General features: G+C 56.1%; 25 protein-coding genes and 1 pseudogene. 17 read left to right on the forward strand and 9 right to left on the reverse strand.

What is annotated here, in order from left to right:
* Positions 1-306: hypothetical protein (locus tag AC07U6_RS05865; RefSeq protein WP_494764792.1), on the forward strand; the 306-nt coding region annotated here is incomplete at its 5' end.
* Positions 307-440: 134 nt separating this feature from the next.
* On the opposite strand, the gene yghU is transcribed toward AC07U6_RS05865, so the two are convergent.
* Entirely contained in the window at positions 441-1,292 is an 852-nt protein-coding gene (gene yghU / locus AC07U6_RS05870) for a glutathione-dependent disulfide-bond oxidoreductase (RefSeq protein ID WP_494761471.1), read from the reverse strand.
* 169 nt (positions 1,293-1,461) lie between these two features.
* On the opposite strand from yghU, the gene AC07U6_RS05875 reads away from it, so the two are divergent.
* The 10 genes from AC07U6_RS05875 (at position 1,462) to deoD (ending at position 12,246) form a co-directional block, all read left to right on the forward strand.
* Positions 1,462-2,109 (forward strand): DNA-3-methyladenine glycosylase I, encoded by a 648-nt coding sequence (locus AC07U6_RS05875; protein ID WP_494761472.1) that lies wholly within the window; start codon positions 1,462-1,464, stop codon positions 2,107-2,109.
* Positions 2,110-2,215: 106 nt separating this feature from the next.
* On the forward strand, positions 2,216-3,805 hold the full coding sequence (gene prfC / locus AC07U6_RS05880) for a peptide chain release factor 3 (protein WP_494761473.1): 1,590 nt from the start codon (positions 2,216-2,218) through the stop codon (positions 3,803-3,805).
* A gap of 315 nt (positions 3,806-4,120) precedes the next feature.
* Positions 4,121-4,732: a molecular chaperone OsmY gene (osmY, locus tag AC07U6_RS05885; protein WP_494761474.1), complete on the forward strand. Its 612-nt coding sequence runs from the start codon at positions 4,121-4,123 to the stop codon at positions 4,730-4,732.
* Positions 4,733-4,868: 136 nt separating this feature from the next.
* A complete protein-coding gene (locus AC07U6_RS05890; RefSeq protein WP_105594818.1) occupies positions 4,869-5,030 on the forward strand; it encodes a DUF1328 domain-containing protein in 162 nt (53 codons plus the stop codon).
* A gap of 106 nt (positions 5,031-5,136) precedes the next feature.
* On the forward strand, positions 5,137-6,183 hold the full coding sequence (locus tag AC07U6_RS05895; RefSeq protein ID WP_494761475.1) for a patatin-like phospholipase family protein: 1,047 nt from the start codon (positions 5,137-5,139) through the stop codon (positions 6,181-6,183).
* The gene (locus AC07U6_RS05900) at positions 6,180-6,956 is read left to right on the forward strand and encodes a TatD family hydrolase (RefSeq protein ID WP_494761476.1); all 777 of its coding nucleotides are present in this window, start codon (positions 6,180-6,182) and stop codon (positions 6,954-6,956) included. The genes AC07U6_RS05895 and AC07U6_RS05900 overlap by 4 nt, the downstream gene beginning before the upstream one ends.
* 284 nt (positions 6,957-7,240) lie before the next feature.
* Complete coding sequence (gene deoC, locus AC07U6_RS05905; RefSeq protein ID WP_494761477.1) at positions 7,241-8,020, forward strand: deoxyribose-phosphate aldolase; 780 nt, start codon at positions 7,241-7,243, stop codon at positions 8,018-8,020.
* An 808-nt stretch (positions 8,021-8,828) separates the two neighbouring features.
* On the forward strand, positions 8,829-10,151 hold the full coding sequence (gene deoA / locus AC07U6_RS05910; RefSeq protein ID WP_494761478.1) for a thymidine phosphorylase: 1,323 nt from the start codon (positions 8,829-8,831) through the stop codon (positions 10,149-10,151).
* Between the two features lie 63 nt (positions 10,152-10,214).
* Positions 10,215-11,441: a phosphopentomutase gene (gene deoB, locus AC07U6_RS05915; RefSeq protein ID WP_494761479.1), complete on the forward strand. Its 1,227-nt coding sequence runs from the start codon at positions 10,215-10,217 to the stop codon at positions 11,439-11,441.
* Between the two features lie 85 nt (positions 11,442-11,526).
* A complete protein-coding gene (gene deoD, locus AC07U6_RS05920; RefSeq protein ID WP_105594813.1) occupies positions 11,527-12,246 on the forward strand; it encodes a purine-nucleoside phosphorylase in 720 nt (239 codons plus the stop codon).
* A gap of 57 nt (positions 12,247-12,303) precedes the next feature.
* Here the strand turns inward: deoD and AC07U6_RS05925 are convergent, their stop codons facing one another.
* Complete coding sequence (locus AC07U6_RS05925; protein WP_494761480.1) at positions 12,304-12,696, reverse strand: DUF4354 family protein; 393 nt, start codon at positions 12,694-12,696, stop codon at positions 12,304-12,306.
* 121 nt (positions 12,697-12,817) lie between these two features.
* The gene (locus AC07U6_RS05930) at positions 12,818-13,516 is read right to left on the reverse strand and encodes a YtjB family periplasmic protein (RefSeq protein ID WP_494761481.1); all 699 of its coding nucleotides are present in this window, start codon (positions 13,514-13,516) and stop codon (positions 12,818-12,820) included.
* A gap of 125 nt (positions 13,517-13,641) precedes the next feature.
* Between AC07U6_RS05930 and serB the strand changes: the two genes are divergently transcribed.
* Genes serB through nadR form a run of 3 tightly spaced genes read left to right on the forward strand, consistent with a single transcriptional unit; the run spans position 13,642 to position 17,290 of the window.
* Positions 13,642-14,619: a phosphoserine phosphatase gene (gene serB / locus AC07U6_RS05935; protein WP_494761482.1), complete on the forward strand. Its 978-nt coding sequence runs from the start codon at positions 13,642-13,644 to the stop codon at positions 14,617-14,619.
* A 9-nt stretch (positions 14,620-14,628) separates the two neighbouring features.
* Positions 14,629-16,011, forward strand: a complete 1,383-nt coding sequence (radA, locus tag AC07U6_RS05940) for a DNA repair protein RadA (protein WP_494761483.1) — start codon at positions 14,629-14,631, stop codon at positions 16,009-16,011.
* A 49-nt stretch (positions 16,012-16,060) separates the two neighbouring features.
* Positions 16,061-17,290 carry a multifunctional transcriptional regulator/nicotinamide-nucleotide adenylyltransferase/ribosylnicotinamide kinase NadR gene (gene nadR, locus AC07U6_RS05945; protein WP_494761484.1) on the forward strand — a complete coding sequence of 410 codons (1,230 nt, stop codon included), beginning with the start codon at positions 16,061-16,063 and terminating at the stop codon, positions 17,288-17,290.
* Positions 17,291-17,495: 205 nt separating this feature from the next.
* Here nadR and AC07U6_RS05950 read toward each other — a convergent pair whose 3' ends face one another.
* Positions 17,496-18,497: a zinc-binding alcohol dehydrogenase family protein gene (locus tag AC07U6_RS05950; RefSeq protein ID WP_494761485.1), complete on the reverse strand. Its 1,002-nt coding sequence runs from the start codon at positions 18,495-18,497 to the stop codon at positions 17,496-17,498.
* A 95-nt stretch (positions 18,498-18,592) separates the two neighbouring features.
* Here AC07U6_RS05950 and AC07U6_RS05955 point away from each other — a divergent pair, with 95 nt between their 5' ends.
* Positions 18,593-19,489 (forward strand): LysR family transcriptional regulator, encoded by an 897-nt coding sequence (locus AC07U6_RS05955; RefSeq protein ID WP_494764431.1) that lies wholly within the window; start codon positions 18,593-18,595, stop codon positions 19,487-19,489.
* Between the two features lie 225 nt (positions 19,490-19,714).
* Positions 19,715-19,858: a hypothetical protein gene (locus AC07U6_RS05960; protein ID WP_494761486.1), complete on the forward strand. Its 144-nt coding sequence runs from the start codon at positions 19,715-19,717 to the stop codon at positions 19,856-19,858.
* 517 nt (positions 19,859-20,375) lie between these two features.
* On the opposite strand, the gene AC07U6_RS05965 is transcribed toward AC07U6_RS05960, so the two are convergent.
* The 3 genes and pseudogenes from AC07U6_RS05965 to ettA all read right to left on the reverse strand — a co-directional run bounded on the left by AC07U6_RS05965 (position 20,376) and on the right by ettA (position 23,015).
* Complete coding sequence (locus AC07U6_RS05965) at positions 20,376-20,777, reverse strand: hypothetical protein (RefSeq protein ID WP_494761487.1); 402 nt, start codon at positions 20,775-20,777, stop codon at positions 20,376-20,378.
* A gap of 2 nt (positions 20,778-20,779) precedes the next feature.
* A pseudogene (locus tag AC07U6_RS05970) lies at positions 20,780-21,061 on the reverse strand (tlde1 domain-containing protein); the annotation flags it as partial.
* Between the two features lie 286 nt (positions 21,062-21,347).
* Positions 21,348-23,015, reverse strand: a complete 1,668-nt coding sequence (gene ettA, locus AC07U6_RS05975; RefSeq protein WP_200545115.1) for an energy-dependent translational throttle protein EttA — start codon at positions 23,013-23,015, stop codon at positions 21,348-21,350.
* Between the two features lie 205 nt (positions 23,016-23,220).
* On the opposite strand from ettA, the gene AC07U6_RS05980 reads away from it, so the two are divergent.
* Complete coding sequence (locus AC07U6_RS05980) at positions 23,221-24,168, forward strand: NAD(P)-dependent oxidoreductase (RefSeq protein ID WP_494761488.1); 948 nt, start codon at positions 23,221-23,223, stop codon at positions 24,166-24,168.
* Positions 24,169-24,293: 125 nt separating this feature from the next.
* Here AC07U6_RS05980 and deoR read toward each other — a convergent pair whose 3' ends face one another.
* Positions 24,294-25,037, reverse strand: coding sequence for a DNA-binding transcriptional repressor DeoR (gene deoR, locus AC07U6_RS05985; protein WP_494764432.1), 744 nt, complete (start codon positions 25,035-25,037; stop codon positions 24,294-24,296).
* 110 nt (positions 25,038-25,147) lie between these two features.
* Entirely contained in the window at positions 25,148-25,846 is a 699-nt protein-coding gene (gene urtE, locus AC07U6_RS05990) for an urea ABC transporter ATP-binding subunit UrtE (RefSeq protein WP_494761489.1), read from the reverse strand.
* Position 25,847: the final 1 nt, after the last annotated feature.

Genomic DNA, 25,847 nt, shown 5'->3' on the forward strand with positions numbered 1-25,847 from the left:
AGGAGGGGTTTACGGCGACCCGGCGATCTGCCCGTAACGGTCGCCCCGTTCACGGATCTCACCGCGAAAAATCTCTGCACCATCAGATTAGCGATTATCCTCTGGCAACATTTTGGCGCTGCATGTTTGGTGTCTGGCGTATCGGGTGCATCCGGAACGCGGACCCGCTGCCACATCCCTGTACGCTCGGCCTCGCACTTCCCTGTGCTCGGACGGTCCGCTTATCCGGATACCTCCGATTGCCTGCATGCTTTGGTGTTGCTGCTGGAAGAACTGATTTCATCTGGCAGCAACGCAATGATTTGAAAGGGGAACCGTGACGGGACAGGTTAGCCGGGTGTCTGCCGCAAGGATGCGGCAGCCAAGCCCCCAGGGAGGGGTTTACGGCGACCCGGCGATCTGCCCGTAACGGCCGCCCCTTTCACAGATCTCACCGCAACTTACAGCCCCAGCTTCGCAAAATCCGACGCATCATGCCGCTCGACCAGCTGCTGATCTTCCGGACCCCAGGTACGGTTCACGATCCGGCCGCGCTTCACCGCCGGACGCTGCGCAATCTCATCCGCCCAGCGCACCACGTTCTTGTACGACGCCGCATTCAGGAACTCTGCCGCCTCATATATCAGACCCTGCACCAGCGTGCCGTACCACGGCCAGATGGCGATATCCGCAATGCTGTACTCGTCACCCGCGATGTAACGATGTTCTCCCAGCTGCTTATCCAGCAGATCGAGCTGGCGCTTGGCCTCCATCGTAAAGCGGTCGATGGCGTATTCGATCTTCACCGGCGCATAGTGATAAAAGTGGCCGAAACCGCCGCCTACGTAAGGGGCGGCGCCCTGCAGCCAGAACAGCCAGTTCAGCGTTTCGGTGCGTCCGGCAGGATCTTTTGGCAGGAAGTGGCCAAACTTTTCCGCCAGATAAACCAGAATGGCACCGGACTCGAACACCCGGGTTGCCGGCGTGGTGGTCGTGTCCAGCAGCGCCGGGATCTTGGAGTTCGGATTTACCGCAACAAAACCGGATGAGAACTGATCGCCCTCACCGATGCGGATCAGGTGCGCATCATACTCAGCACCGTGTTCATTCAGTGCCAGCAGTTCTTCCAGCAGAATCGTGACTTTCTGTCCGTTAGGCGTGCCCAGCGAGTACAATTGCAGAGGATGTTTACCGATGGGCAGAGTGGCTTCGTGGCGTGCACCCGCCGTCGGGCGGTTGATGCTGCCCCATGTGCCGCCCAGTGCCTTATTTTCGCTCCAGACTTTTGCTGGCTGATAGTCGTTGGTGCTCATAACGCGATACCCTTGTTAAGAAGTGAGTCGGCTCTGATGCCGCAGGTGAAATAAAAATAGCGGACGGTCACGCTAAAAGCCAAATGCCGCATTTTTCTCTGCTTAGATATAGCATTGCTAACCGAACTGCATTTATCCGCAACGAGCACCGTAATGGAATGAGGTGAAGATGAAACACGAGAAGAACGATGCGCAACATGAAACGGGACTGATCGTTGATGCGCGAGGCCGCACCTGCTGCTACTGGCAGCCACAGATGCCCGATTACCACGACAGCGAATGGGGCAGGCCGGTCACTGACGATCGGCTGATTTTTGAAAAGGTCAGCCTGGAAGGTTTTCATTCCGGTATGTCGTGGCAGATGATCTACAACAAGCGAGAGAATTTCCGCCAGGCCTTTGCCGGGTTTGATTTCGAAATCGTGGCGGGCTTTAACGAGGCCGATATCGTCAGGCTGATGGTGGATAAAAGCATTGTTCGCAACCGGGCGAAGATCCTTGCCACCATTAATAATGCGCAGCGCGCGATTGAAATGGTGGCGGAAGCGGGGTCGCTGGCCGCCTGGTTCTGGCAGTTTGAACCGAAGCCGGAAGCGCGCCCGCAGACGGTCGATATTCACTACTGGCAGGGCAATAACACCTCGCCGGAAGCAGAAGCGATGTCGAAAGCGTTAAAAAAACGCGGCTGGCGCTGGGTTGGGCCAGTGACCACTTACGCGCTGATGCAGGCGCTGGGCTTGGTGAACGACCACCTGGAGGGATGCTGCGTGCGCGGTATCTGCGAGGCTGAAAGAGGGCGGCTTAAAAGGCCTGGTTGAGCAGCGGCGAGTCTTTCGGGCGATTAAGCGGCGTTCTGCATTGTTTCTGACGACAGAATCGGCGAAAATGCCGGCCATTAACGATTAATTGGCTCAGAAGAACTTCATGTCTAATGCACCCTTTATGCAAGAGGTGGCCCGCCGCCGCACTTTTGCCATCATTTCCCACCCGGATGCCGGTAAAACCACTATCACTGAAAAAGTGCTGCTGTTCGGACAGGCAATCCAGACTGCCGGTACGGTAAAAGGCCGCGGTTCTAACCAGCACGCGAAATCGGACTGGATGGAGATGGAAAAACAGCGTGGTATTTCAATCACCACCTCCGTGATGCAGTTCCCGTATCGCGAATGCCTGGTTAACCTGCTGGATACCCCGGGGCATGAAGACTTCTCGGAAGATACCTATCGTACATTGACGGCAGTGGACTGCTGTCTGATGGTGATCGATGCCGCGAAAGGTGTTGAGGATCGTACCCGCAAGCTGATGGAAGTGACCCGTCTGCGCGATACGCCGATCCTGACCTTTATGAACAAGCTGGACCGTGATATCCGCGATCCGATGGAAGTCATGGATGAGGTGGAAAACGAGCTGAAAATCGCCTGTGCGCCTATCACCTGGCCGATTGGCTGCGGCAAGCTGTTTAAGGGCGTTTACCACCTCTACAAAGACGAAACCTACCTGTATCAGACCGGTAAAGGCCACACTATTCAGGACGTTCGCATCGTGAAGGGGCTGGATAATCCTGAGCTGGATACGGCGATTGGTGAAGACCTGGCCGCGCAGCTGCGTGACGAGCTGGAGCTGGTGCAGGGCGCTTCCCACGAGTTCGATCGTGATGCTTTCCTTGAAGGCCAGCTGACGCCGGTCTTCTTCGGTACCGCGTTAGGTAACTTTGGCGTGGATCATATGCTGGACGGTCTGGTTGAGTGGGCGCCATCACCGATGCCGCGTGAAACCGATCAGCGCACCGTCACCGCTGCCGACGAGAAATTCAGCGGCTTCGTGTTCAAGATTCAGGCCAACATGGACCCGAAACACCGCGACCGCGTGGCATTTTTGCGTGTAGTGTCCGGCAAGTATGAAAAAGGCATGAAGCTGCGTCAGGTTCGCATCGGTAAAGATGTGGTGATTGCCGACGCACTGACCTTTATGGCCGGTGACCGCTCCCACGTGGAAGAAGCCTATCCGGGCGATATCATTGGCCTGCACAATCACGGCACCATCCAGATTGGCGACACCTTTACCCAGGGTGAGAACATGAAGTTCACCGGTATTCCGAACTTCGCGCCTGAACTGTTCCGCCGTATTCGCCTGCGCGATCCGCTGAAGCAGAAGCAGCTGCTGAAGGGGCTGGTTCAGCTGTCGGAAGAGGGTGCCGTTCAGGTATTCCGTCCCGTTCACAACAACGATCTGATCGTGGGGGCTGTGGGTGTGCTGCAGTTTGACGTGGTGGTTGCGCGCCTGAAAAGTGAATACAACGTCGAAGCGATTTACGAATCGGTGAACGTCTCTACCGCTCGTTGGGTGGAGTGCAGCGACGTGAAGAAATTCGATGAGTTCCAGCGTAAAAATGAAGTTAACCTCGCGCTCGATGGCGGTGACAATCTCACCTACATTGCACCGACGATGGTGAATCTGAATATCACCCAGGAACGCTATCCTGATGTGGTGTTCCGTAAAACCCGCGAGCACTAATCCCGGGGTTTACGCACCTGCTGGTTAGCAGGAAATGATATGAAAGGGGGGCGATCTGCACAGCAGGCCGCCCCCTTTTTCGTTACAGACTACTCCTAAAACCCCTTTATTTTGCTGTTTTAGCCATCAATTCCTCTGTCTTATCCGGTGAAATCCTGATTCCTGACTATATTCATTTCTACAGGACGCAAAAAGGACCGCAGCGACTGCTGCGATATTAACGGTGATGGACAACCGAAACTGAGAACTGTAGCTACGCCGTTTGTAGCTGAAAAGCTCACGGTTGTGAGTGATGAAGATAAAAGGAACGAATCGATGATGAAGACTAAGATTGCAAAAACTCTGATGGCTGTACTGGTAGGTTCTGCGCTGGTGTGCGGTTCTGCAATGGCAGAAGAGTCCATGATGAATAAAGTGCAAAGCTCAGCTGACAGTGCGGGTTCAAAAATCGATAGCTCTATGAAGAAAGTCGGTAACTACATGGATGACAGCGGCGTGACGGCGAAAGTTAAAGCGGCGCTGGTAGATGATGAAGCGATTAAAAGTACGGATATCTCCGTTAAAACCCATGAAGGCGTGGTGACGCTAAGCGGCTTTGTATCCTCTCAGGATCAGGCCGAAAAGGCAGTCGCGCTGGCTAAGGGAATTGAGGGCGTCAAATCCGTCAGCGATAAACTGCACGTAAAAGACAGCACCAAACAGAGCGTAAGCGGTTTTGCCGGTGATGCGGCAACGACCAGCGAAATTAAAGCTAAACTTTTAGCTGATGACATCGTGCCGTCACGCAATGTGAAAGTTGAAACCACCAACGGTGTGGTCCAGCTTTCCGGTACGGTGAAAACTCAGGCGCAGTCCGAGCGCGCTGAAGGAATCGCCAAAGCCATTGATGGCGTTAAAAGTGTGAAGAACGATCTGAGCGTTAAATAGCAAAAAGGATATTCAGTCAGCCTGTTGTTGCTGAGCTGAATGACATCCCGGACTGATTCCGGCGGAGGTTAGCCGATGCCGGATCGGGAAGAGATGCAAGCCGTTCGATTTCAACTTTGGTGGTAAGGAAAAGCTTATGTTTCGTTGGGGCATTATCTTTCTGGTTATCGCGCTGATTGCAGCTGCGTTAGGTTTTGGTGGTCTGGCTGGTACTGCGGCGTGGGCGGCAAAACTCGTCTTCGTTGTAGGTATTATTATCTTCCTGGTGAGTCTGTTTACCGGACGTAAGAAGCTCTAGTAGCCAAAACAATTAAATCGAATTGCAACAAAAAGCAAAAAGCGCCTTACGGGCGTGACTGAGACCAGGTATCCTCTGGGGTTCTTGTGTTAAGAGGATACCTGACTTGGGCAAACGCATCCCGATAACCCTCGGCAATATAGCGCCGTTGGGCCTTAAACCTTTCCGACCGGGCACCCTTGCCCTGGTGTGTGAAGGCGGTGGGCAGCGCGGTATCTTCACCGCTGGCGTACTGGATGAATTCCAGCGTGCTCACTTTAATCCTTTCGATCTCCTGCTTGGTACCTCCGCCGGTGCGCAAAATCTTTCTGCCTACGTCTGCGGCCAGCCTGGCTACGCCCGACGGGTGATCACCCGCTACACCACCAGCAGTCAGTTCTTTAATCCGCTGCGCTTTGTACGCGGCGGCAATCTGATTGACCTCGACTGGCTGGTGGAAATCACCCGCAAGGAGTTTCCGCTGGCGCTGGATGCCGGGGAAAAACTGTTCCGTTCCGGCCGTGAATTCTATATGTGTGCCTGCCGCAGCGACGATTACGCGGCGAACTACTTCTCGCCCGACGCCGACAGCTGGCATGATATTATTAAGGCTTCAAGTGCGATCCCGGGGCTGTATCGCAACGGTGTGGATCTGTCCGGCGTCAGCTATCTGGACGGCGGCATCAGTGATGCCATCCCGGTGCGTGAAGCCGCACGTCTGGGAGCTGATACCATTGTAGTGATCCGCACCGTGCCGTCGCAGATGACCTATACGCCGCAGTGGGTGAAGCGCATCGAGCGTTGGCTGAGCGACAGTGCGCTCCAGCCATTGGTGAACATCCTGCAGCTGCACGAGGATAGCTATCATCAGATCCAGAGCTTTATTGATTCCCCGCCCGGTGGACTGCGCGTTATTGAAATCTATCCGCCGCGCGCGCTTGCCAGTAACGCGCTGGGCAGCCGGGTGGTTTCACTGAATCAGGATTATCATCTTGGCCGTCGCTGCGGGCGTTATTTCCTCGCCACGCTCGGCCAGTGGCTTGGCGGCGGGCAGTTGCATCCTAAGGCCGTCGTTCCACCTGCTCCGGTGGCGAACGAACCCGATCGTCAGGGGATCGTTGTCGATCCGGCCGCGGGTTTTGACAGCGAACTGGATAAAGGGTCCCTGGCATGAGCCTGCAATTTGTTGATACCCACTGTCATTTCGATTTTCCCCCTTTTGTCGGCAACGAGCGGGAAAGCCTGCGGCTGGCGGCGGAAGCCGGCGTGGAGAAAATTATCGCCGTCAGCGTGTCGGCTGAGCGTTTCGATCGCGTGCTGGTGCTGGCTGCCGGTTATCGCCCGGTATATACCGCACTGGGGCTGCATCCGATGGCGATCGATGAGCATGACGATCGGGCGCTGGCTTCCCTGGAGCAGATCCTGCGCCAGCGGCCTGACAAGCTGGTCGCGCTGGGTGAGATGGGGCTCGATCTATATATCGATAACCCGCAGTTTGAGCGCCAGCAGATGGTACTGGATGCTCAGCTTCGCCTGGCGCGTGATTACGATCTGCCGGTCATCCTGCATTCGCGCCGCACGCACGATCGGCTGGCGCAGCATCTCCGCCGTCTTGAAGTACCGCGCCGTGGCGTCGTCCACGGTTTTGCCGGTAGCGAGCAGCAGGCGCTGGCGTTTATTCGTGCAGGCTATGCTATCGGCGTTGGCGGTACCATTACCTACCCTCGCGCCAGTAAAACCCGCAACGCCATCGCCCGTCTGCCGCTGAGTTCGCTGCTGTTGGAAACGGATTCGCCCGATATGCCGCTGCAGGGCTTTCAGGGACAGCCTAACCGGCCTGAACGCGTGAAAAACGTCTGGCAAAGCCTGTGCGAGCTACGTTCTGAATCCCCCGAGCTTATTGCTGAAACCATCAGAGAAAACACCCGCGCGCTGTTTGCCCTGTAACCACTATCCTGATAGCAGGGGCAGTGCAGTTCACTTTCCTTGTCACACTAAATGTTATTATTGTAACATTACAATGTTATGTTGCCCGAAACAGGCCGATAACAGGGATCGAACACGGATAATGCGTGATTTATCTAACATTAAATGCAATAATTCTGAAAGATAAAGCGCCTTATTGTGAGCCATGATACAAAAATCACTCTATCGTAGTGTTACTATTCTAACATTGCAGGGTGGTGGTTGCGTCAGGCCTGACCCTTAATCCCCCTTTTCTGGAGAGAACCATGTCCGATGTGAAAACGCAGGCGCTGCGCGCGCTGAAGCTGATGGATTTAACCACCCTGAACGAAGATGACACCGACGCGAAGGTCATTGCCCTTTGCCATCAGGCGAAATCCCCGGCGGGTAACACGGCGGCAATCTGTATTTACCCACGCTTTATTCCGGTAGCTCGTAAGGCGCTGCGTGAGCAGGGCACGCCGGAGATCCGCATTGCCACGGTGACCAACTTCCCGCACGGCAATGACGATATTGAGATAGCTCTGGCGGAAACCCGTGCGGCTATTGCCTACGGCGCTGATGAAGTCGATGTGGTATTCCCGTATCGCGCGCTGATTGCCGGTAACGAAACCGTCGGTTTTGAGCTGGTTAAAGCCTGTAAAGAGGCCTGCGTGGCGGCTGGCGTACTGTTGAAAGTGATTATCGAAACCGGAGAACTGAAAGAGGCAGAACTGATCCGCAATGCATCTTCTATTGCGATCGATGCGGGTGCTGATTTTATTAAAACCTCAACCGGTAAAGTGCCGGTGAACGCCACGCCGGAAGTGGCCGAGATTATGATGCGGGTGATTGCCGAGAAGGGCGTGCAGCAGCAGGTTGGCTTTAAGCCAGCGGGCGGCGTGCGTACTGCTGATGATGCGGCACTGTATCTGAAGCTGGCCGATGACATTCTGGGCAGCGGCTGGGCCGACGCGCGTCATTTCCGCTTTGGCGCATCAAGCCTGCTGGCCAGCCTGCTGAACGCGGCGGGTTTTGCCGGTGCGAGCAGCGATAGCAAATATTAATCGCGTATTCGTTTTGATGGGGCGGGTTTCGTTGGCGTAGCGGATACGGTTGGTCTTGGCTGTAGCGCTAAGGTTATTGGGTCGGAAGGTCGATTTAGTCGCTTTGGTTGCTGAGAGTGTTTCGTGCCTCTGCGGTGGCTTGATGGCGGTCCTCGCGCCGCGCTTTGCGCGGTGCCCTCGGCTCCGGCATCTGGCCTTACGGATCAGCAATGAGCGGGCGTCCTGCCCGCGCATCGCCTGACGTCAGCGTCCCTGCTGCCGTCTCCGGGCCAGCTGCCTTCGCCTCAGCGCTGCGGATTGCCATCAAGCCACCGCAGAGGCCCGTCACCATCACGCATCTCGGTTGCTGTTTTTCAAAGACGAAACCAGCGGAACAAAGCGGACTGACGGGTTCCTGGATCGAGTCAATCCGGTGTGCCGATCGTTGAGTGCATTAGAAATTCGATGCAGTAGACACAGCATGCAAACAAGCATCAGACCTGGTGTTTCACAAAGACGACACTAACGAAACAAAGCGGGCTGGCGGTGTCTGTGGCAAGGGCAATCCGCAGCGCTGAACGGAGAGAGGAAGCCAGGATGCGCCCGCAGGACGCGGGGGCAAGGCTCGGTCGGCACAAGGATGTGCCGTCTGAGCCGGTCCGACAGGCTGACGAGCGGAGTGAAGGCACCGCAAAACGGCGTGAGGACCGGCCCGGACCACAGACACCGCCAGCCAGCGTAGATCGCCATTCCGGCAGGCGACGCAATGTAATGTACACAACAAGCACCGAGCCGCCCGGCGGCCACACTAAACTTATTGGGGGTTACCGTGTTTCTGCCACAGGAAATTATTCGAAAAAAACGTGACGGACAGGTGCTGAGCGAAGAAGAAATCCGCTTTTTCATCAACGGCGTGCGCGATGATACCGTCTCTGAAGGGCAGATTGCCGCGCTGGCAATGACCATCTACTTCCACGATATGACACTGCCGGAGCGCGTGGCGCTGACCATGGCCATGCGTGATTCCGGATCGGTGCTGAACTGGAAGTCGCTGAACCTCAATGGCCCGGTCGTAGACAAGCACTCCACCGGCGGCGTTGGCGACGTCACCTCACTGATGCTGGGGCCGATGGTCGCGGCGTGCGGCGGCTATGTGCCGATGATCTCCGGCCGCGGCCTCGGCCATACCGGCGGCACGCTGGACAAGCTGGAAGCGATCCCTGGCTTTGATATCTTCCCGGCGGACGATCGCTTCCGTCAGATCATTAAAGAGGTTGGCGTAGCGATCATCGGGCAGACCAACTCGCTGGCACCGGCGGATAAGCGCTTCTACGCCACACGCGATATTACCGCTACCGTGGATTCGATCCCGTTGATCACTGCCTCGATCCTGGCCAAAAAGCTGGCCGAAGGGCTGGATGCGCTGGTGATGGATGTGAAAGTCGGATCGGGCGCGTTTATGCCAACCTTCGAACAGTCCGAACTGCTGGCGCAGTCCATCGTCGGCGTGGCGAACGGCGCCGGATGCAAAACCACCGCGCTGCTGACCGACATGAACCAGGTACTGGCTTCTACCGCCGGTAACGCGCTGGAAGTGCGTGAAGCGGTGCAGTTCCTGACCGGTGAATATCGCAACCCACGCCTGCTGAAAGTCACCATGGCGCTGTGTGCCGAGATGCTGATTTCCGGTGGCCTGGCCAATTCGGTGGAAGACGCTCAGACAAAACTGCAGACTGTACTGGATAACGGCCGCGCCGCGGAGATCTTTGCCCGTATGGTGGCCGCGCAGAAAGGCCCGACCGATTTTATCGAGCGTATGGACAGCTATCTGCCCGCACCGACGCTGAGCAAAGCGGTTTACGCCGATCGAGCCGGTATCGTCAGCGCAATGGATACTCGTGCGCTGGGCATGGCGGTGGTGTCAATGGGCGGTGGCCGCCGCAGCAGCAGTGACAGTATTGACTACAGCGTTGGTCTGAGCGACGTCGCGGCCCTTGGCACGGGGGTGGACGGCCAGCAGCCGCTGGCTGTGATCCATGCTTCCAGCGAAGAGAGCTGGCAGGAAGCGGCTACTGCTGTCAAAGCGGCGATCGCGCTGTCTGAAACGCAGCCCGAGAAAACACCCGTTATCTATCGCAGAATCTCGCAATAAGCGGTATTCTGTTCTGATCGCATTTTTTTAACGCTCATCGCGAAAATCGCGCAGGAGATCAGGATGAAACGTGCATTTATTATGGTGCTTGATTCCTTTGGAATAGGCTCCAGTAAAGACGCCGATAAATTCGGTGATAAAGGCTCGGATACCCTCGGACACATTGCCGAGGCGTGCTTCAAGGGTGAAGCAGATAAAGGGCGTAAAGGCCCACTCAACCTGCCTAATCTGACTAAACTGGGTCTGGGTAAAGCCGCAGAAGCCTCGACGGGGAAATTCCCGCTGGGTCTGGATAAAGACGCGGAAATCATTGGCGCTTACGGCTACGCCAGCGAGCTTTCCTCCGGTAAAGATACGCCTTCGGGCCACTGGGAAATCGCCGGTGTGCCGGTGCTGTTTGACTGGGGCTACTTCAGCGATCTGGAAAACAGCTTCCCGCAGGATCTGCTGGATCTGCTGGTGGAAAAAGCTAACCTGCCGGGCTATCTCGGTAACTGCCACTCTTCCGGAACGGTGATCCTCGACAAGCTGGGCGAAGAGCATATGAAAACCGGCAAGCCGATTTTCTACACCTCTGCCGACTCGGTGTTCCAGATTGCCTGCCACGAAGAGACATTTGGCCTCGACCGCCTCTACGAACTGTGTGAAATCGCCCGCGAAGTGCTGACCGAAGGCGGCTACAACATTGGCCGCGTGATCGCGCGTCCGTTTGTAGGCGATAAGGCCGGGCACTTTGAGCGTACCGGCAATCGCCATGATCTGGCGGTAGAGCCACCTGCACCAACCATCCTGAAAAAACTGGTGGATGAGCAGGGCGGCGAGGTGATCTCGGTGGGTAAAATTGCCGATATTTATGCGCACGTTGGTATCACTAAAAAAGTGAAAGCCACCGGTCTGGACGCGCTGTTTGACGCCACCGTGACGGAAATGAAAACCGCGCCGGACAACAGCATCGTGTTCACCAACTTCGTTGACTTTGACTCTACCTGGGGCCACCGTCGCGATGTTCCGGGCTATGCGGGCGGGCTTGAGCTGTTTGACCGCCGTCTGCCGGAGCTGATGGAATGGGTGAAAGAGGGCGATATTCTGATCCTCACCGCCGACCACGGCTGCGATCCGACCTGGGCCGGAACCGAACACACCCGCGAACATATTCCGGTGCTGATCTATGGTCCTGGCGTGAAGCCGGGCTACCTGGGCTATAGCGACACCTTTGCTGACATTGGCCAGACGGTAGCCAGCTATTTTGGCCTGTCACCGATGGACTACGGCAAAAACCTGTTGAAGTAATGCTGGCGCCCGAACGGGCGACAACACGTAATACTACTCATAACCGGCCGGGCATAAGCCTGGCCTGATTAATAAGGATTAAAACATGGCTACACCTCATATTAACGCTGAGATGGGTGATTTCGCTGACGTGGTTCTGATGCCGGGCGACCCGCTTCGCGCGAAGCATATCGCGGAAACCTTCCTGCAGGACGCGGTAGAAGTAAACAACGTGCGCGGCATGTTGGGCTATACCGGCACCTATAAGGGCCGCAAAATCTCCGTAATGGGCCACGGTATGGGCATTCCATCCTGTTCAATCTATGCGAAAGAGTTGATCACTGAATTCGGCGTGAAAAAAATTATTCGCGTAGGTTCATGCGGTGCGGTACGCGCCGACGTTAAACTGCGCGACGTGGTGATTGGTATGGGTGCTTCCACCGATTCCAAAGTGAACCGTATGCGTTTCAAAGACCATGATTTTTCAGCCATTGCTGACTTCGATATGGTGCGCAACGCGGTGGATGCAGCGAAAGCGCTGGGTGTGGATGCTCGCGTCGGTAACATTTTCTCCGCCGACCTGTTCTATACCCCTGACCCACAGATGTTCGACGTGATGGAAAAATACGGCATCCTGGGCGTGGAAATGGAAGCGGCCGGTATCTACGGCGTTGCCGCCGAGTTCGGCGCAAAAGCGCTGGCGATTTGTACCGTGTCCGATCATATCCGCACTCACGAGCAGACTACTGCTGCCGAGCGCCAGACGACCTTCAGCGATATGGTTGTGATCGCGCTGGAGTCGGTTCTGCTGGGTGATAAAGAGTAATTCCCCGCTGAGGCTGGCATTCGCCAGCCTCGCTATTTCCCTGTGTCTTGCGCGTTTTTAGCTGCAGTTATGTGCGATCTTCAACTGATTGACGTCGAAAACGCTGTCATCAGCCGCGGAGAATACTGCCAGGCCGGTCACTTTTTTCTGCGGTTTAAGCTTACCTTTGGTCAGAGCCTCCTGAACCCGGGCAACCGGAAATTCTTTGCCCTCGTGGGAATAGCCGCGCAGGCAAATAGTATTCAGATCGACCGAATTTGACGTCAGGTTTTCCAACGTGACCTCGAAGGTTTTACCGTAGTTGTTAAGATCGCCCTCAGACCTTGAGGTCTGCCCTTTCTCGGTCGCGTAGACGGTGAGGCCTTTTGGAACGCTGTCAGCAAAGGCTGCGCTTGAAAAATACAAGCCGGCGGTGGCGATCAGAACGGCAATCAGAGAGTTCCGTTGCATATGTTTCTCCTTAAGTTTACTGGGTGCACAAAGGCGGCGCTTATGCGCCTTACCGGTAAACAACATGCTGCGGAACGGAAAATCTGTACAGAACAGGACGGGCTATCCCTGAGGAATAGCTCTATTTGCTTGCAGGGCCGCCAGACGCGTCTTTTGTCGCATCGCCGGTAGAAGAATCATTTTCACTCTTAGTGTCGCTGTCTTCACTGAGGGGATTATTCGCGGTCAGCAGGAACGGCGACTGCTGCCAGCGGGTGCGGCGATCGCGCAGCAGAGTACGGCTGAGAATAATGCCGATAGCCAGCGCCAGCAGCATCATCAGCCGCAAAATATTGGTGGTGTTATCCACCTGCTTGGCTTCAGTGACCAGTACGTGGGTATCCAGGGTAACGCGCAGAAAGCCGCGTGGGCCCTCTTTACTGGTCAGCGGCTGGACAATCTGGTGATTGAAATAGCTGCCGGCGCGCTGGCCGTCCAGCGCCAGGCGATCGCGCACGTTAATGGTTTCACCGCTGCGGGCGATCAGGCCGCCGGCATCATCGTAGACCGCGGCGTCGAGAATGCGGCTTTCATGGGTGAGCTGGTCGAGGGTATCAACGATTTTCTGGTGATTATCGTCAGCGTTTTCCATCAGCGGCGTCAGGGTCCAGGCTACCTGCCGGGTCAGCGTCTGGGCCAGTTCTTCAACCTGCCCCGAGCGGGCCATCTGGCGGCCAAGACTGAACCAGGACGCGCCCTGCATCAGCACTACCAGCAGCGCCAGGCAGATCAGCACAATCACCGTTCGATGCAGGCGGAATTTAAGTTTGGCTTTTGCCATCGTGACCCTTCAAAAAATAGACAGACAGACCTGCTTTATGTTGCCAGAAGGCGGGCTAACAGGGTAGCCTCTTGCCAGCTTTATCGTCGTTCTGTCGTAGTTATTAAGTCCCTACAGGAGCTGTAATGCCAAATAGTCTGACCTGGTGCGACCTGCCTTCCGATGTCTCTCTCTGGCCGGGGTTACCTCTTTCTCTCAGCGGTGATGAAGTGATGCCTCTGGACTACCGCGCGAGCCAAACCGGCTGGCTGCTGTATGGGCGTCAGCTCGACAAAGCCCGCCTGACGGATTATCAGCATCGTCTGGGTGCGGCGATGGTGATCGTCAGTGCCTGGGGTGTGGAAGATTATCAGGTGCTGCGCCTGGCCGGTTCACTCACGCCGCGCGCCACTAAGCTTGCCCATGAACTGGATCTGGACGTTGCGCCGCTGGGGCGCATTCCCCATCTGAAAACGCCGGGTCTGCTGGTGATGGATATGGATTCGACGGCGATTGAAATCGAGTGCATTGATGAAATTGCCAAGCTGGCTGGCAGCGGCGAGCTGGTGGCTGAAGTTACCGAACGCGCGATGCGCGGCGAGCTGGACTTTGCCGCCAGCCTGCGCCAGCGCGTGGCCACGCTGAAAGATGCCGATGCCAATATTCTCAAACAGGTGCGCGATGTGCTGCCGCTGATGCCGGGCCTGACTTCGCTGGTGCAGAAACTGCAGGCGCTGGGCTGGGAGGTAGCGATCGCCTCCGGCGGCTTTACCTATTATGCCGAACACCTGCGCGACACCCTGCACCTGTCGGCCGTTGCCGCCAACGTGCTGGAGATCCGCGACGGTAAACTGACCGGTGAAGTACTGGGCGATATCGTTGATGCGCAGTATAAAGCCGATACGCTGAAGCGCCTGGCCGAGCGGTTTAACATTGCGCCGGAGCAAACGGTCGCGGTGGGTGACGGTGCGAACGATTTACCGATGATCAAGGCCTCTGCGCTGGGCATTGCCTACCACGCTAAGCCAAAAGTTAATGAGCAGGCCGCGGTGACCATTCGCCATGCGGATCTGATGGGTGTGTTCTGTATTCTCAGCGGCAGCCTGATTCACGAAGAGCGTTAAGGGGAAGTTTTGGCTAAAGCGGTAAAACGCGCCTTTGTCTGTAACGAATGTGGCGCAGACTATCCGCGCTGGCAGGGGCAATGCAGCGCCTGCCATGCCTGGAATACCATCACCGAGGTGCGGCTGGCCGCGTCTCCTGCTGCTGCGCGCAACGAGCGCCTGTCAGGCTACGCCGGCAGTGCCGGTACCAGCCGCGTGCAGAAGCTGTCGGAAATCAGCCTTGAGGCGCTGCCGCGCTTCACCACCGGGTTTAAAGAGTTTGACCGTGTGCTGGGCGGCGGCGTGGTGCCGGGCAGTGCGATTCTGATCGGCGGTAACCCGGGGGCGGGCAAGAGTACGCTGCTGCTGCAAACCCTCTGTAAGCTGTCGGAGGGAATGAAAACCCTCTATGTTACGGGGGAAGAGTCACTGCAGCAGGTGGCCATGCGCGCGTATCGTCTGGGGCTGCCGACCGAAAATCTGAATATGCTGTCGGAAACCAGCATTGAGCAGATCTGCCTGATCGCCGAGCAGGAACAGCCGAAGCTGATGGTGATCGACTCCATTCAGGTGATGCATATGGCGGACATCCAGTCGTCGCCGGGCAGTGTGGCGCAGGTGCGTGAAACCGCTGCCTATCTGACGCGCTTCGCCAAAACCCGCGGCGTGGCCATCGTGATGGTCGGCCACGTCACTAAAGACGGATCGCTGGCCGGTCCCAAGGTGCTGGAGCACTGCATCGACTGTTCGGTACTGTTGGACGGCGATGCCGATTCCCGTTTTCGTACGTTACGCAGCCATAAAAACCGTTTTGGCGCGGTGAATGAACTGGGCGTGTTTGCCATGACCGAGCAGGGCCTGCGTGAAGTCAGCAACCCGTCGGCGATTTTCCTCAGTCGCGGTGATGAAGTCACTTCGGGCAGCTCGGTAATGGTGCTGTGGGAAGGAACGCGGCCGCTACTGGTAGAGATTCAGGCGCTGGTCGATCACTCGATGATGGGCAATCCGCGCCGCGTGGCGGTGGGGCTGGAGCAGAACCGCCTGGCGATCCTGCTTGCGGTGCTGCATCGCCACGGTGGTCTGCAAATGGCCGACCAGGATGTCTTTGTTAACGTGGTGGGCGGTGTGAAGGTCACCGAAACCAGTGCGGATCTGGCGCTGATGCTGTCGATGGTCTCCAGCCTGCGCGATCGTCCACTGCCGCAGGATCTGGTGGTGTTCGGTGAAGTTGGCCTGGCCGGGGAGATCCGTCCGGTGCCGAGCGGCCAGGAGCGAATTTCTGAAGCGGCTAAACACGGTTTCCGCCGTGCTATCGTTCCCGCTGCTAACGTACCGAAGAAAATGCCGGAAAATATGAAGGTTTACGGAGTGAAGAAGCTGGCGGACGCGCTGGCGATTCTTGACGACCTATAATAAGACAGGACGGGCCGAACTGGCCCACCGATCGCGCAGGAGGCATGTTGTGTCGTCGTTTGATTATCTGAAAACCGCCATTCGCCAGCAGGGCTGCACGCTGCAGCAGGTTGCTGACGCCAGCGGCATGACCAAGGGCTACCTGAGCCAGCTGCTGAATGCCAAAATCAAAAGCCCCAGCGCGCAAAAGCTGGAAGCGCTGCACCGCTTCCTGGGCCTGGAGTTTCCGCGCTGCGAAAAGACCATTGGCGTGGTGTTCGGTAAATTTTATCCCCTGCATACCGGCCATATTTATCTGATCCAGCGTGCCTGCAGTCAGGTAGACGAGCTGCATATCATCATGGGCTATGATGAACCGCGCGACAGAAAGTTGTTTGAAGACAGCGCGATGTCGCAGCAGCCAACCGTCAGCGACCGCCTGCGCTGGCTGTTGCAGACCTTTAAGTACCAGAAAAATATCCGTATCCACTCGTTTAACGAAGAGGGTATGGAACCTTATCCCCACGGCTGGGATGTGTGGAGTGAAGGCGTCCGCGCCTTTATGGACGATCATGGTATCGTGCCCGACCGCATCTATACCAGCGAAGAGGGCGATGCGCCGCAGTTTAAAACGCATCTGGGCGTAGATACGGTGGTTATCGATCCGCAGCGATCGTTTATGAGCATCAGCGGCGGGCAGATCCGCCAGGACCCGTTCCGTTACTGGGAATACATTCCCACCGAAGTGAAGCCGTTCTTCGTGCGCACCGTGGCGATCCTCGGCGGCGAGTCCAGCGGGAAATCGACGCTGGTCAACAAGCTGGCGAACATCTTCAACACGACCAGCGCATGGGAGTTTGGCCGCGATTATGTCTTCTCGCACCTTGGCGGCGATGAGATGGCGCTACAGTATTCCGACTACGATAAAATTGCGCTGGGGCAGGCTCAGTACATTGATTTCGCGGTGAAATACGCCAATAAAGTGGCCTTTATCGACACTGATTTTGTCACGACTCAGGCCTTCTGCAAGAAGTATGAAGGGCGCGAACATCCTTTTGTGCAGGCGCTGATCGATGAGTACCGCTTCGACCTGGTGATTCTGGTGGAGAACAACGTACCGTGGGTGGCCGACGGCCTGCGCAGCCTGGGGAGCTCGGTCGATCGCAAAGAGTTCCAGGAACTGCTGGTATCGATGCTGAATGAGAACGGCATCAGCTTTGTTCACGTCGAGCAGGATAATTATGACGAACGCTTCCTGCGCTGCGTGGATCTGGTGAAGGAGATGCTGGGCGCGCAGTAAAGGCGGCAATACCCGGGGGCTGTAAACGTTTCCTGCTGCAACCGGCAGCGGTGGAAGGGTTTCATTGCTGCCGTAAACTCTCTCCACCGCATTGTCACGGTGGAGAGATAGACGGATTCCGCATTACGGTGCCGCTGTCATTGGGCCCGGCCTCAATCTGACGAGCGGCAATCGGCATGAGCCCAAATGCTGAACCTGCTCCGACTCAATACACAATCACCACTTTGCCACGCATATGGCCTTCCAGCACCAGATGATGTGCCTCGGTCAATGTCTCCACACTCAGGCCATGCAGCATTTTGCTGAGTGAGGTAGCAATTTTCCCCTCATCCAGCAGTTTAGCCGTCGCGTCCAGGATCTCGCCCTGACGAGCAATATCGTCGGTAGTGAACATGCTACGGGTGTACATAAACTCAAAATGCAGCGCCGCGCTTTTCAGCTTCAGCTGATCCATGCTTAGCGGCTTCTCGTTTTCCACGATGGTACAAATCTGGCCCTGCGGCGCGACGATCTGGCTCATTGCATCCCAGTGTCCGTCGGTATCGTTCAGGCAGAAGATGTAATCCACGTATTTGAGTCCGTGCTTCGCCAGCTCCGCCGCCATATCTTTATAGTCAATCACCAGGTCGGCACCGCGATCCTGACACCACTGTGCGGAATCCGGGCGTGAAGCGGTGGCGATCACTTTTACTTTGCTGTGCAGTTTAGCAAACGGGATCGCCAGCGATCCCACGCCGCCCGCACCGCCGACGATCAGCAGTGTTTTACCTTCTGCTGCTTTGTCGATCTGCAGACGATCGAACAGGCCTTCCCACGCGGTCAGCGCGGTGAGCGGGATCGCCGCCGACTGCGCCCAGTCGAGATTACGCGGCTTGTGGCCGGTAATACGCGCGTCAATCAGCTGTTGCGTGGCGTTGCTGCCGGGGCGGGTGATATCACCGGCGTAGTACACTTCATCACCGATAGTAAAGCCGCTGACCTTGCTGCCAACGGCCAGCACCACGCCGCTGGCGTCCCAGCCGAGAATACGCGGCTGCTGCAAACCGTTCTTCTGAGCGCCTTTATGTACTTTGGTATCGACCGGGTTAACCGATACGGCCTTAACTTCCACCAGCAAATCGTACTCGCCGGGAGTTGGCTGCGGCTGCTGGATTTCAATGAACTGCTGCGGGTTTTCCGGGTTAATGGCAATGGCTTTAATGGTCATGCTGTTCTCCTTAGTGAGTTAACACCAGTGTAGAAGCTCAGCGCGATGATGATAAGATGGACAATAACGCACTCAGTGTTCTTCTCAGGTGAACAATTATGTTCAGACAGCTTCAGGATATGGCGCTCTTCGCGTTGGTGGCCGAATGCGGCAGCTTTACCGCCGCAGCAAAACGGGCCGGGCTGCCGAAATCCAGCGTCAGTCAGCGCATCAGCCAGCTAGAGCAGGCGCTGGGCCTGAGGTTGCTTAACCGCACAACTCGCCAGCTGAATTTGACCTTTGCCGGTGAACGCTATCTGGTTCACTGCCAGGAGATGATGCAGGCCAGCGAGCGGGCCGGGCAGGCGATTGAACGTCTGAGAGAAAACCCCAGCGGCCGGCTGCGCATCACGTCCCCTGCCGGAATCGGCGCTACGCTGCTGGCGCGGTTTAACGCGGCGTTTCAGCTGGCGTATCCCGATGTCACGCTGGAGGTGCTGGTTTCCGATCAGATCCGCGATTTGGTCCATGAAGGATTTGATATCGCGTTGCGCACCGGGCAGCCGCAGGATTCATCGCTGATTGGCCGCCGGATTGGCTACTGCGAGCGGCTGCTGGTGGCTTCGCCCGAGTATCTTTCTCAACATGTGCAGCTGCGCGATCCTGGGCAGCTTTCAGAGCACCGCTGCATTGCCCATCATGCCTGGAGCGAATGGGGGCTGAAGCATGGGAATGACTTTTATCGCTGGCTGCTGCCGCCCACCCATATGACCGATAATCTGGTGTATGCCCGCGAGTGTGCGCTGAATCATGCCGGGATCACGCTGCTGCCGCGCTTTCTGACCGAGGAAGCGATAGCCGCAGGCACATTAAAGCAGGTGCTGCCGGAATGGGAAGTGGAAGGCAATGAACTGTGGCTGGTTTATCCGGGGCGGAAGCTGAATACACCTGCACTGGCGAGCTTTATTGAGTTTGCAATGAAGTCACCGGTGTTTGGGGATTTTTATCGCTAGCGAACATGTCTGCTGCAGAGTGCCATGCCAGCCACCTCAATAACACTATTATTAGGCTAAAGGCAGTGAGAATATGGTATTTTCTACCATCTTATTAAGACATCTTTATGTTTTTACTGAAATTCAATTTGATTAATAATTTAACTATTTATTGTGTTTTCTCAAAAGGTTAAAGTTAAGCCCTATTGCTGTATTAATTTATCTTCTGGTTAGAAAGGATGCCCTATGTCTCATCATAAAGCATTACGACTTGCCCCTGCCTGTATCAAGACCCTAACCCGTGTTGAAGTTGATAAATCGTCTTCCCATCAAAGAGAGTTTAATGGTGTTTTTGAACTTCAACAGATATTTGGCGGCGAAAAAAAATAATTCGAAGCTATATTTTCTGTTCGTGGTGAGAGAATATCTGAAATAGCTGGGGTAACATGGTATGAAGCAAGGGAAAAACATCCCACTCGAAGCGAGTACCGTCTTTACTTTCAGTCAAACTCAGTAATGGACATCGCAAATATTGGAGATAATATTATTATAGGTTTCGACAGTGATGGAAAGTTGCATTGCATTTTAATAAGAAAAGGCGGAGAGGAGCATCAAGGTCAAATAACAGGATGGCAGCGGATTTGAAAAACCAGGCGGGTTTCAGCTTCACCTTTATTTTACATAAAAATACGATTTTATTTGGTTTTATCTGGCAATAGTACTTCTACATTCCAAATGGTTCATGGTCGCTTAGTGCGTAAACTTACATTTAACGAGAACACTTTTCGATACGAAAAGAATATCAGTATTCTCGTTCGTTTACTGAGTGTTATGGGTATTGTCATCAAACTGCCTGTTTACCATCTTTAGAAAATAGCGGTAATGGTGGTAAAGCAGGCAGCCTGAATTAATCCGCTGCGGCTTCCCCAACGTTAAGCGCGATATACGCGGGTTCGGTTAACGAACACTCTGCAGCCGAAACGATCGCCGTGACAATATAGCTCACGGGTTTCTGCTGATTGCTGGACCAGGGAATGGTCACCGCGGTGGTCTGCGTATACAGCGGCCCCCAGCCGGGCAGAATGATCGGGCCGTTTTCTTTCACCAGCGCCGTGCGGTTAATCAGTACCGAGGTGGCTTTCTCGCGTTGCAGCCGGTTATTTTTTAAATATTCGGCCTGAATCACTCTCTGTGCGACCCATGATTTTGCGGTGGCACAGTAATCCAGATCTTTTTCGACGCTATTGCGGGTGGCTGCTTGTGCCATGGCGGTACTGCCGATTAGCGCCAGCAAAAGAAACTTTTTCATCGTTACTCCACGATTAACTCTCTGTCTACGGAATGAATGATTTCCCTTCTCGCCTCGGGCCAGATAATAATGCAGCCTTCGGAGGCTTCCCCCGGATGTTCTCTACTGTCGCCGTGGATCCTGAACAGGCTTCTGCCATACATAGCGTTGCCGCTGTTTGGTTCCAGGATAATGGTCATCGGGCCTTTGCTATTGGTATATCCGCCGATTGTGTATCTTCCGCGTGGGATCGGCCCCTCTCCTTTTACCGATTCGGATGCTGGCGAATTTTTATGGAGTCCTTTGCCGCTGTATCCTCCGTGAAAAACTAACCGGCCATTGTGATATAAATCCCCTGAATATTGCTGGTAAGTTCATGCCATAATCCATTTCCATTTTCGCTGTGTTAGTTATTAATATCGTTCCCAGTCTGACATTTTGTCCGCTGGTGGAACCATACTAAGCGCATCCATTTATGCGGTCGCCGACAGCCATTGCGGCAGGCGATAGCACGACAGCAAAAAAAACCGCCCCGGTAACAGGGCGGTTTTCTGGGTTCCGGGCCGGCAGGTTGTCACCCGCCGCCTGAAATCACTTAATCATACGCTTATACTTGATTCGCTTCGGCTCCAGCGCGTCTGCGCCCAGCGTGCGTTTCTTGTACTCTTCGTATTCGGTGAAGTTACCTTCGAAGAACTCGATCTTACCTTCATCCTGGTAATCCAGAATGTGGGTGGCGATACGGTCAAGGAACCAGCGGTCGTGCGAGATAACCATCGCACAGCCCGGGAACTCCAGCAGGGCGTTTTCCAGCGCGCGCAGGGTTTCGATATCCAGGTCGTTGGTCGGTTCATCGAGCAGCAGCATGTTACCGCCAACCTGCAGCAGCTTCGCCAGGTGCAGACGACCGCGCTCACCGCCGGACAGTTCGCCTACGCGTTTGCCCTGATCGACGCCTTTAAAGTTAAAGCGGCCAACGTAGGCGCGGCTTGGCATCTCGGTGTTACCGATGCGCATAATATCCTGCCCGCCGGAGACTTCTTCCCACACGGTTTTAGAGTTGTCCATGCTGTCGCGGAACTGATCGACCGAGGCCAGCTTGACGGTTTCACCCAGCACGATTTCACCGGAATCAGGCTGTTCCTGGCCGGACATCATGCGGAACAGCGTGGATTTACCCGCGCCGTTCGGGCCGATGATGCCGACGATGGCGCCCTTCGGTACGGAAAAGCTCAGATCGTCAATCAGCAGGCGGTCGCCGTAGGATTTACGCAGGTTGCTGACTTCCAGCACTTTGTCACCCAGACGGGCTCCAGGTGGAATAAACAGCTCGTTGGTTTCGTTCCGCTTCTGGTATTCGGTGTTGTTCAGCTCTTCGAAGCGAGCCAGACGTGCCTTACCTTTCGACTGCTGGCCTTTGGCGCCTTTACGCACCCACTCCAGCTCTTTCTCAATCGATTTACGGCGTGCGGCTTCGCTTGATGCTTCCTGCGCCAGACGCGCGTCTTTCTGCTCCAGCCATGAGGAGTAGTTGCCTTCCCATGGAATACCCTCGCCACGGTCCAGCTCCAGAATCCAGCCCGCCACGTTATCCAGGAAGTAACGGTCGTGGGTAATCGCCACAACGGTGCCTTCGAAGTCGTGCAGGAAGCGTTCCAGCCAGGCTACGGACTCGGCGTCCAGGTGGTTGGTTGGTTCGTCCAGCAGCAGCATGTCTGGTTTTTCCAGCAGCAGGCGGCACAGCGCCACGCGGCGGCGTTCACCACCGGACAGATTAGCAATTTTCGCATCCCAGTCCGGCAGGCGCAGCGCATCGGCGGCACGTTCCAGCTGAGTGTTGAGGTTATGGCCGTCGTGCGCCTGGATAATCTCTTCAAACTTGCCCTGCTGTGCGGCCAGTTTATCGAAGTCTGCATCCGGCTCTGCGTACTTCGCGTACACCTCGTCCAGACCTTTCAGCGCACTCACCACTTCGGCAACCGCTTCTTCCACCGATTCGCGCACGGTGTGTTCCAGATTCAGCTGCGGTTCCTGCGGCAGATAGCCAATTTTGATGCCAGGCTGCGGACGCGCTTCGCCTTCGATATCTTTATCGATGCCGGCCATGATACGCAGCAGGGTAGATTTACCCGCGCCGTTCAGGCCGAGCACGCCGATCTTGGCGCCCGGGAAGAAGCTGAGTGAGATGTTCTTTAGAATATGACGCTTCGGCGGCACGACTTTGCCAACACGATGCATGCTATAGACGAATTGAGCCACGTAGATTGAGCCTCTTATGGTCTGAGTTATTAGCAGGGCGCACTGTTGCCCCTTCAAACCACGGAGTTTAGCTGTTTTCCCCGCTTAATCACAGCCACCTTGCAGCGGATTATCCCGATATCGCTTCAACATTCGGATATCTGTTTGATTTCTCACCATGTAACGCTATGCTAATTTTTTTGCCTTATAAACCATGGAGATATCGATGAGAGTCCTGATCGCAGCGCAAGAAAATGCCTGGGGCGGTATGATCCAGCAGCTTCGTGAGACGCTGCCCGACGTTGAGTTTATCGCTTCCGCAGAGCAGGCCGGGAAAAGTCTGGCCGGGTTTGATGCGCTGATCCCGACCATGACCCAGGTGAGCGAGCCGCTGCTGCACTCCGCCGATCGGCTGAAGCTGATCCAGCAGTCGGGTGCCGGGCTGGAGCGGGTGGATATCGCCGCCGCCCGCGCCCGTGGCATCGCGGTGGCCAATGTGCCGACCGATATCTCCGGCAATGCGGATTCGGTTGCCGAGCTGGCAATCTGGATGATGCTGGGCCTGGCGCGCAAGGCGAGCGAAGTGCCGCAGATGCTGGCGGATCGTCGGCTCGGGCAGCCGATTGGCCTTGGGCTAAAGGGAAAAACCGTTGGCCTGGTGGGCCTCGGCGGCATCGGCAAGGCGCTGGCGCAGAGGCTGGCGGCGTTTGAGATGCGGACGATTGGCGTAAAGCGCAGCGTGGAAGCGGAGTTTGCCCGCCGCCATCGGCTGGACTGGCTGGGCACTATGGAACAGCTCCCGCAGCTGCTGGCTGAGTCTGATTTTGTGGTGCTGAGCCTGCCGGATAACCCGGAAACGCATCATATTATTGACGAACCTGCGCTGGCGAAGATGAAGCCCGGCAGCTTCCTGATCAACGTGGGCCGTGGTGGATTGATTGAGAAGGGCGCACTGCTGGCGGCGCTCGATAGCGGACAGCTGGCCGGAGCCGGGCTGGACGTGTTCTGGCAGGAACCGCCGGACCCGCAGGACGTATTATTCTGCCACAACGTGATTGCCACGCCGCATATCGGTGGCGTGACCGATATTTCCATCAGCGGGATCGTCGCTGGCGTGTGTGAAAATCTGCGCCGTCTGCGCGACGGCGAGGCGATCCTTAACGATCAATCTTAAAGCCTGAGGGGCTATCGGTCGCCGTGCCGTACAGCCGGACCGACCTTCCGTTTCGGATAAGCCTGCTTGAAAATCAGACTATTTAGCGTGCAGGGAATAAATGGCTGCCGAGAGGGAGGTCAGCTTTACGGGCAGATCACCGGAATTCCCAGATCCTGCGGTGGAGCGGCATCGCTGATCAGCCCGTCGAAGGCGCTGAGATCGGCGATACGCGCCGGAAGCACCTTGCCAAATTTGCTGCTGTCAGCCACCAGCAGCCGCTGATGTGCACGCTGAAGCGCCAGCAGCTTTACCGGCAGTTCGTTGAGGTTATAGCAGCTGGCACCCTGTTTTATATCCACCCCAGCGGCGGAGATAAAGGCTTTATCCGGGCAGAGATTATCCATCACCGACAGCTGGCCCAACGGGGTAAACATCGCATTATCGGGGTGGAACTCACCGCCGCAGAGGATCACCCGGCAGGCCGGTTTTTCCTTAAGGGCGAGGAAGGTATTCACCGCACAGCAAACGGCGGTAAACGGCATATCGTCATCAATAGCATCAATAATCCACGGAATAGTGGTTCCGCAGTCAAAATAGATCGTCTCATTGGGATTAATCAGTGCCGCCGCCCGCAGACCAAGTAGCCGTTTTTGTTCAACGTGCTGGCTCATCTGGTCGGAGACAAAGTAGTGGCTCTGATTGCGAATGGGATCGGCAACGATATAGCCACCGAGCAGTACCACCGCGCCGGGACCTTCATTCAGATCGCGGCGGATGGTCATCTCAGAGACGCCCAGTAGTTGAGCCGCCTCTTTCAGATGGATTTTATCGGTGCGCTTCAGCGCCTGGGCCAGCTTGTTTATGCGCTCGTCGCGCCGGGTTTCCATGATGGTTCTTCCAATGTGGCGAATGACGATAAAGGTCAACATTAACCTGGCCATTTCAGACAATTTGGAGTGTACCTTCAATAGGATAGCGCCGCAAATGGCGCGCCCCGTTAAATTGCTACCAGCCCGCGCACGCCGTCCGCTTCCATATCCTCGCCGCGACCGCGCTGAACGATCTCCCCGCGCGACATCACCAGATAGCTGTCGGCCAGCTCGGCGGCGAAGTCGTAGAACTGCTCCACCAGCAGGATCGCCATATCGCCGCGTTTCGCCAGCCCGGCGATCACCGCACCGATCTCTTTAATCACCGAAGGCTGGATACCTTCGGTGGGCTCATCAAGGATTAGCAGCTGGGGTTTACAGGCCAGCGCCCGCCCGATCGCCAGCTGCTGCTGCTGGCCGCCGGAAAGATCGCCGCCGCGCCGCTGCCGCATCTCCAGCAGCACCGGGAACAGCTGCCAGATCTCCTCCGGGACCTTAGCCCCCTGCGCGCCGGAAAAGCGCGCCAGACCCATCAGCAGATTCTCTTCCACCGTCAGACGGGGAAAGATCTCACGGCCCTGCGGCACGTAGGCAATCCCGGCCTGCACCCGCTGGTGCGGTTTGCGGCTGTTGATGGTCTTATCCTGCCAGCTGATGGTGCCGGATTTGGCGGGGATCAGGCCCATCAGGCATTTCAGCAGAGTGGTTTTACCGACCCCGTTACGGCCCAGCAGGCAGGTGACCTCGCCCGGGCGAGCCTCAAACGACAGTCCGCGCAGGATGTGGCTGCCGCCGTAGTACTGATTCAGTTCCGATACTTTTAACATG

This window comes from Erwinia sp. GW821-FHT03D09, from assembly GCF_059420805.1.

Bases quoted from the DNA above. Each gene is read 5' to 3' on its own strand.
- yghU (WP_494761471.1), bottom strand. From the start codon at position 1,292: ATGAGCACCAACGACTATCAGCCAGCAAAAGTCTGGAGCGAAAATAAG.
- deoC (WP_494761477.1), top strand. From the start codon at position 7,241: ATGTCCGATGTGAAAACGCAGGCGCTGCGCGCGCTGAAGCTGATGGAT.
- AC07U6_RS05950 (WP_494761485.1), bottom strand. From the start codon at position 18,497: ATGACCATTAAAGCCATTGCCATTAACCCGGAAAACCCGCAGCAGTTC.
- deoB (WP_494761479.1), top strand. From the start codon at position 10,215: ATGAAACGTGCATTTATTATGGTGCTTGATTCCTTTGGAATAGGCTCC.
- AC07U6_RS05980 (WP_494761488.1), top strand. From the start codon at position 23,221: ATGAGAGTCCTGATCGCAGCGCAAGAAAATGCCTGGGGCGGTATGATC.
- AC07U6_RS05925 (WP_494761480.1), bottom strand. From the start codon at position 12,696: ATGCAACGGAACTCTCTGATTGCCGTTCTGATCGCCACCGCCGGCTTG.
- AC07U6_RS05965 (WP_494761487.1), bottom strand. From the start codon at position 20,777: ATGAAAAAGTTTCTTTTGCTGGCGCTAATCGGCAGTACCGCCATGGCA.
- osmY (WP_494761474.1), top strand. From the start codon at position 4,121: ATGATGAAGACTAAGATTGCAAAAACTCTGATGGCTGTACTGGTAGGT.
- AC07U6_RS05960 (WP_494761486.1), top strand. From the start codon at position 19,715: ATGTCTCATCATAAAGCATTACGACTTGCCCCTGCCTGTATCAAGACC.
- AC07U6_RS05875 (WP_494761472.1), top strand. From the start codon at position 1,462: ATGAAACACGAGAAGAACGATGCGCAACATGAAACGGGACTGATCGTT.
- deoD (WP_105594813.1), top strand. From the start codon at position 11,527: ATGGCTACACCTCATATTAACGCTGAGATGGGTGATTTCGCTGACGTG.
- AC07U6_RS05930 (WP_494761481.1), bottom strand. From the start codon at position 13,516: ATGGCAAAAGCCAAACTTAAATTCCGCCTGCATCGAACGGTGATTGTG.
- prfC (WP_494761473.1), top strand. From the start codon at position 2,216: ATGTCTAATGCACCCTTTATGCAAGAGGTGGCCCGCCGCCGCACTTTT.
- serB (WP_494761482.1), top strand. From the start codon at position 13,642: ATGCCAAATAGTCTGACCTGGTGCGACCTGCCTTCCGATGTCTCTCTC.
- AC07U6_RS05890 (WP_105594818.1), top strand. From the start codon at position 4,869: ATGTTTCGTTGGGGCATTATCTTTCTGGTTATCGCGCTGATTGCAGCT.
- deoR (WP_494764432.1), bottom strand. From the start codon at position 25,037: ATGGAAACCCGGCGCGACGAGCGCATAAACAAGCTGGCCCAGGCGCTG.
- urtE (WP_494761489.1), bottom strand. From the start codon at position 25,846: ATGTTAAAAGTATCGGAACTGAATCAGTACTACGGCGGCAGCCACATC.
- AC07U6_RS05900 (WP_494761476.1), top strand. From the start codon at position 6,180: ATGAGCCTGCAATTTGTTGATACCCACTGTCATTTCGATTTTCCCCCT.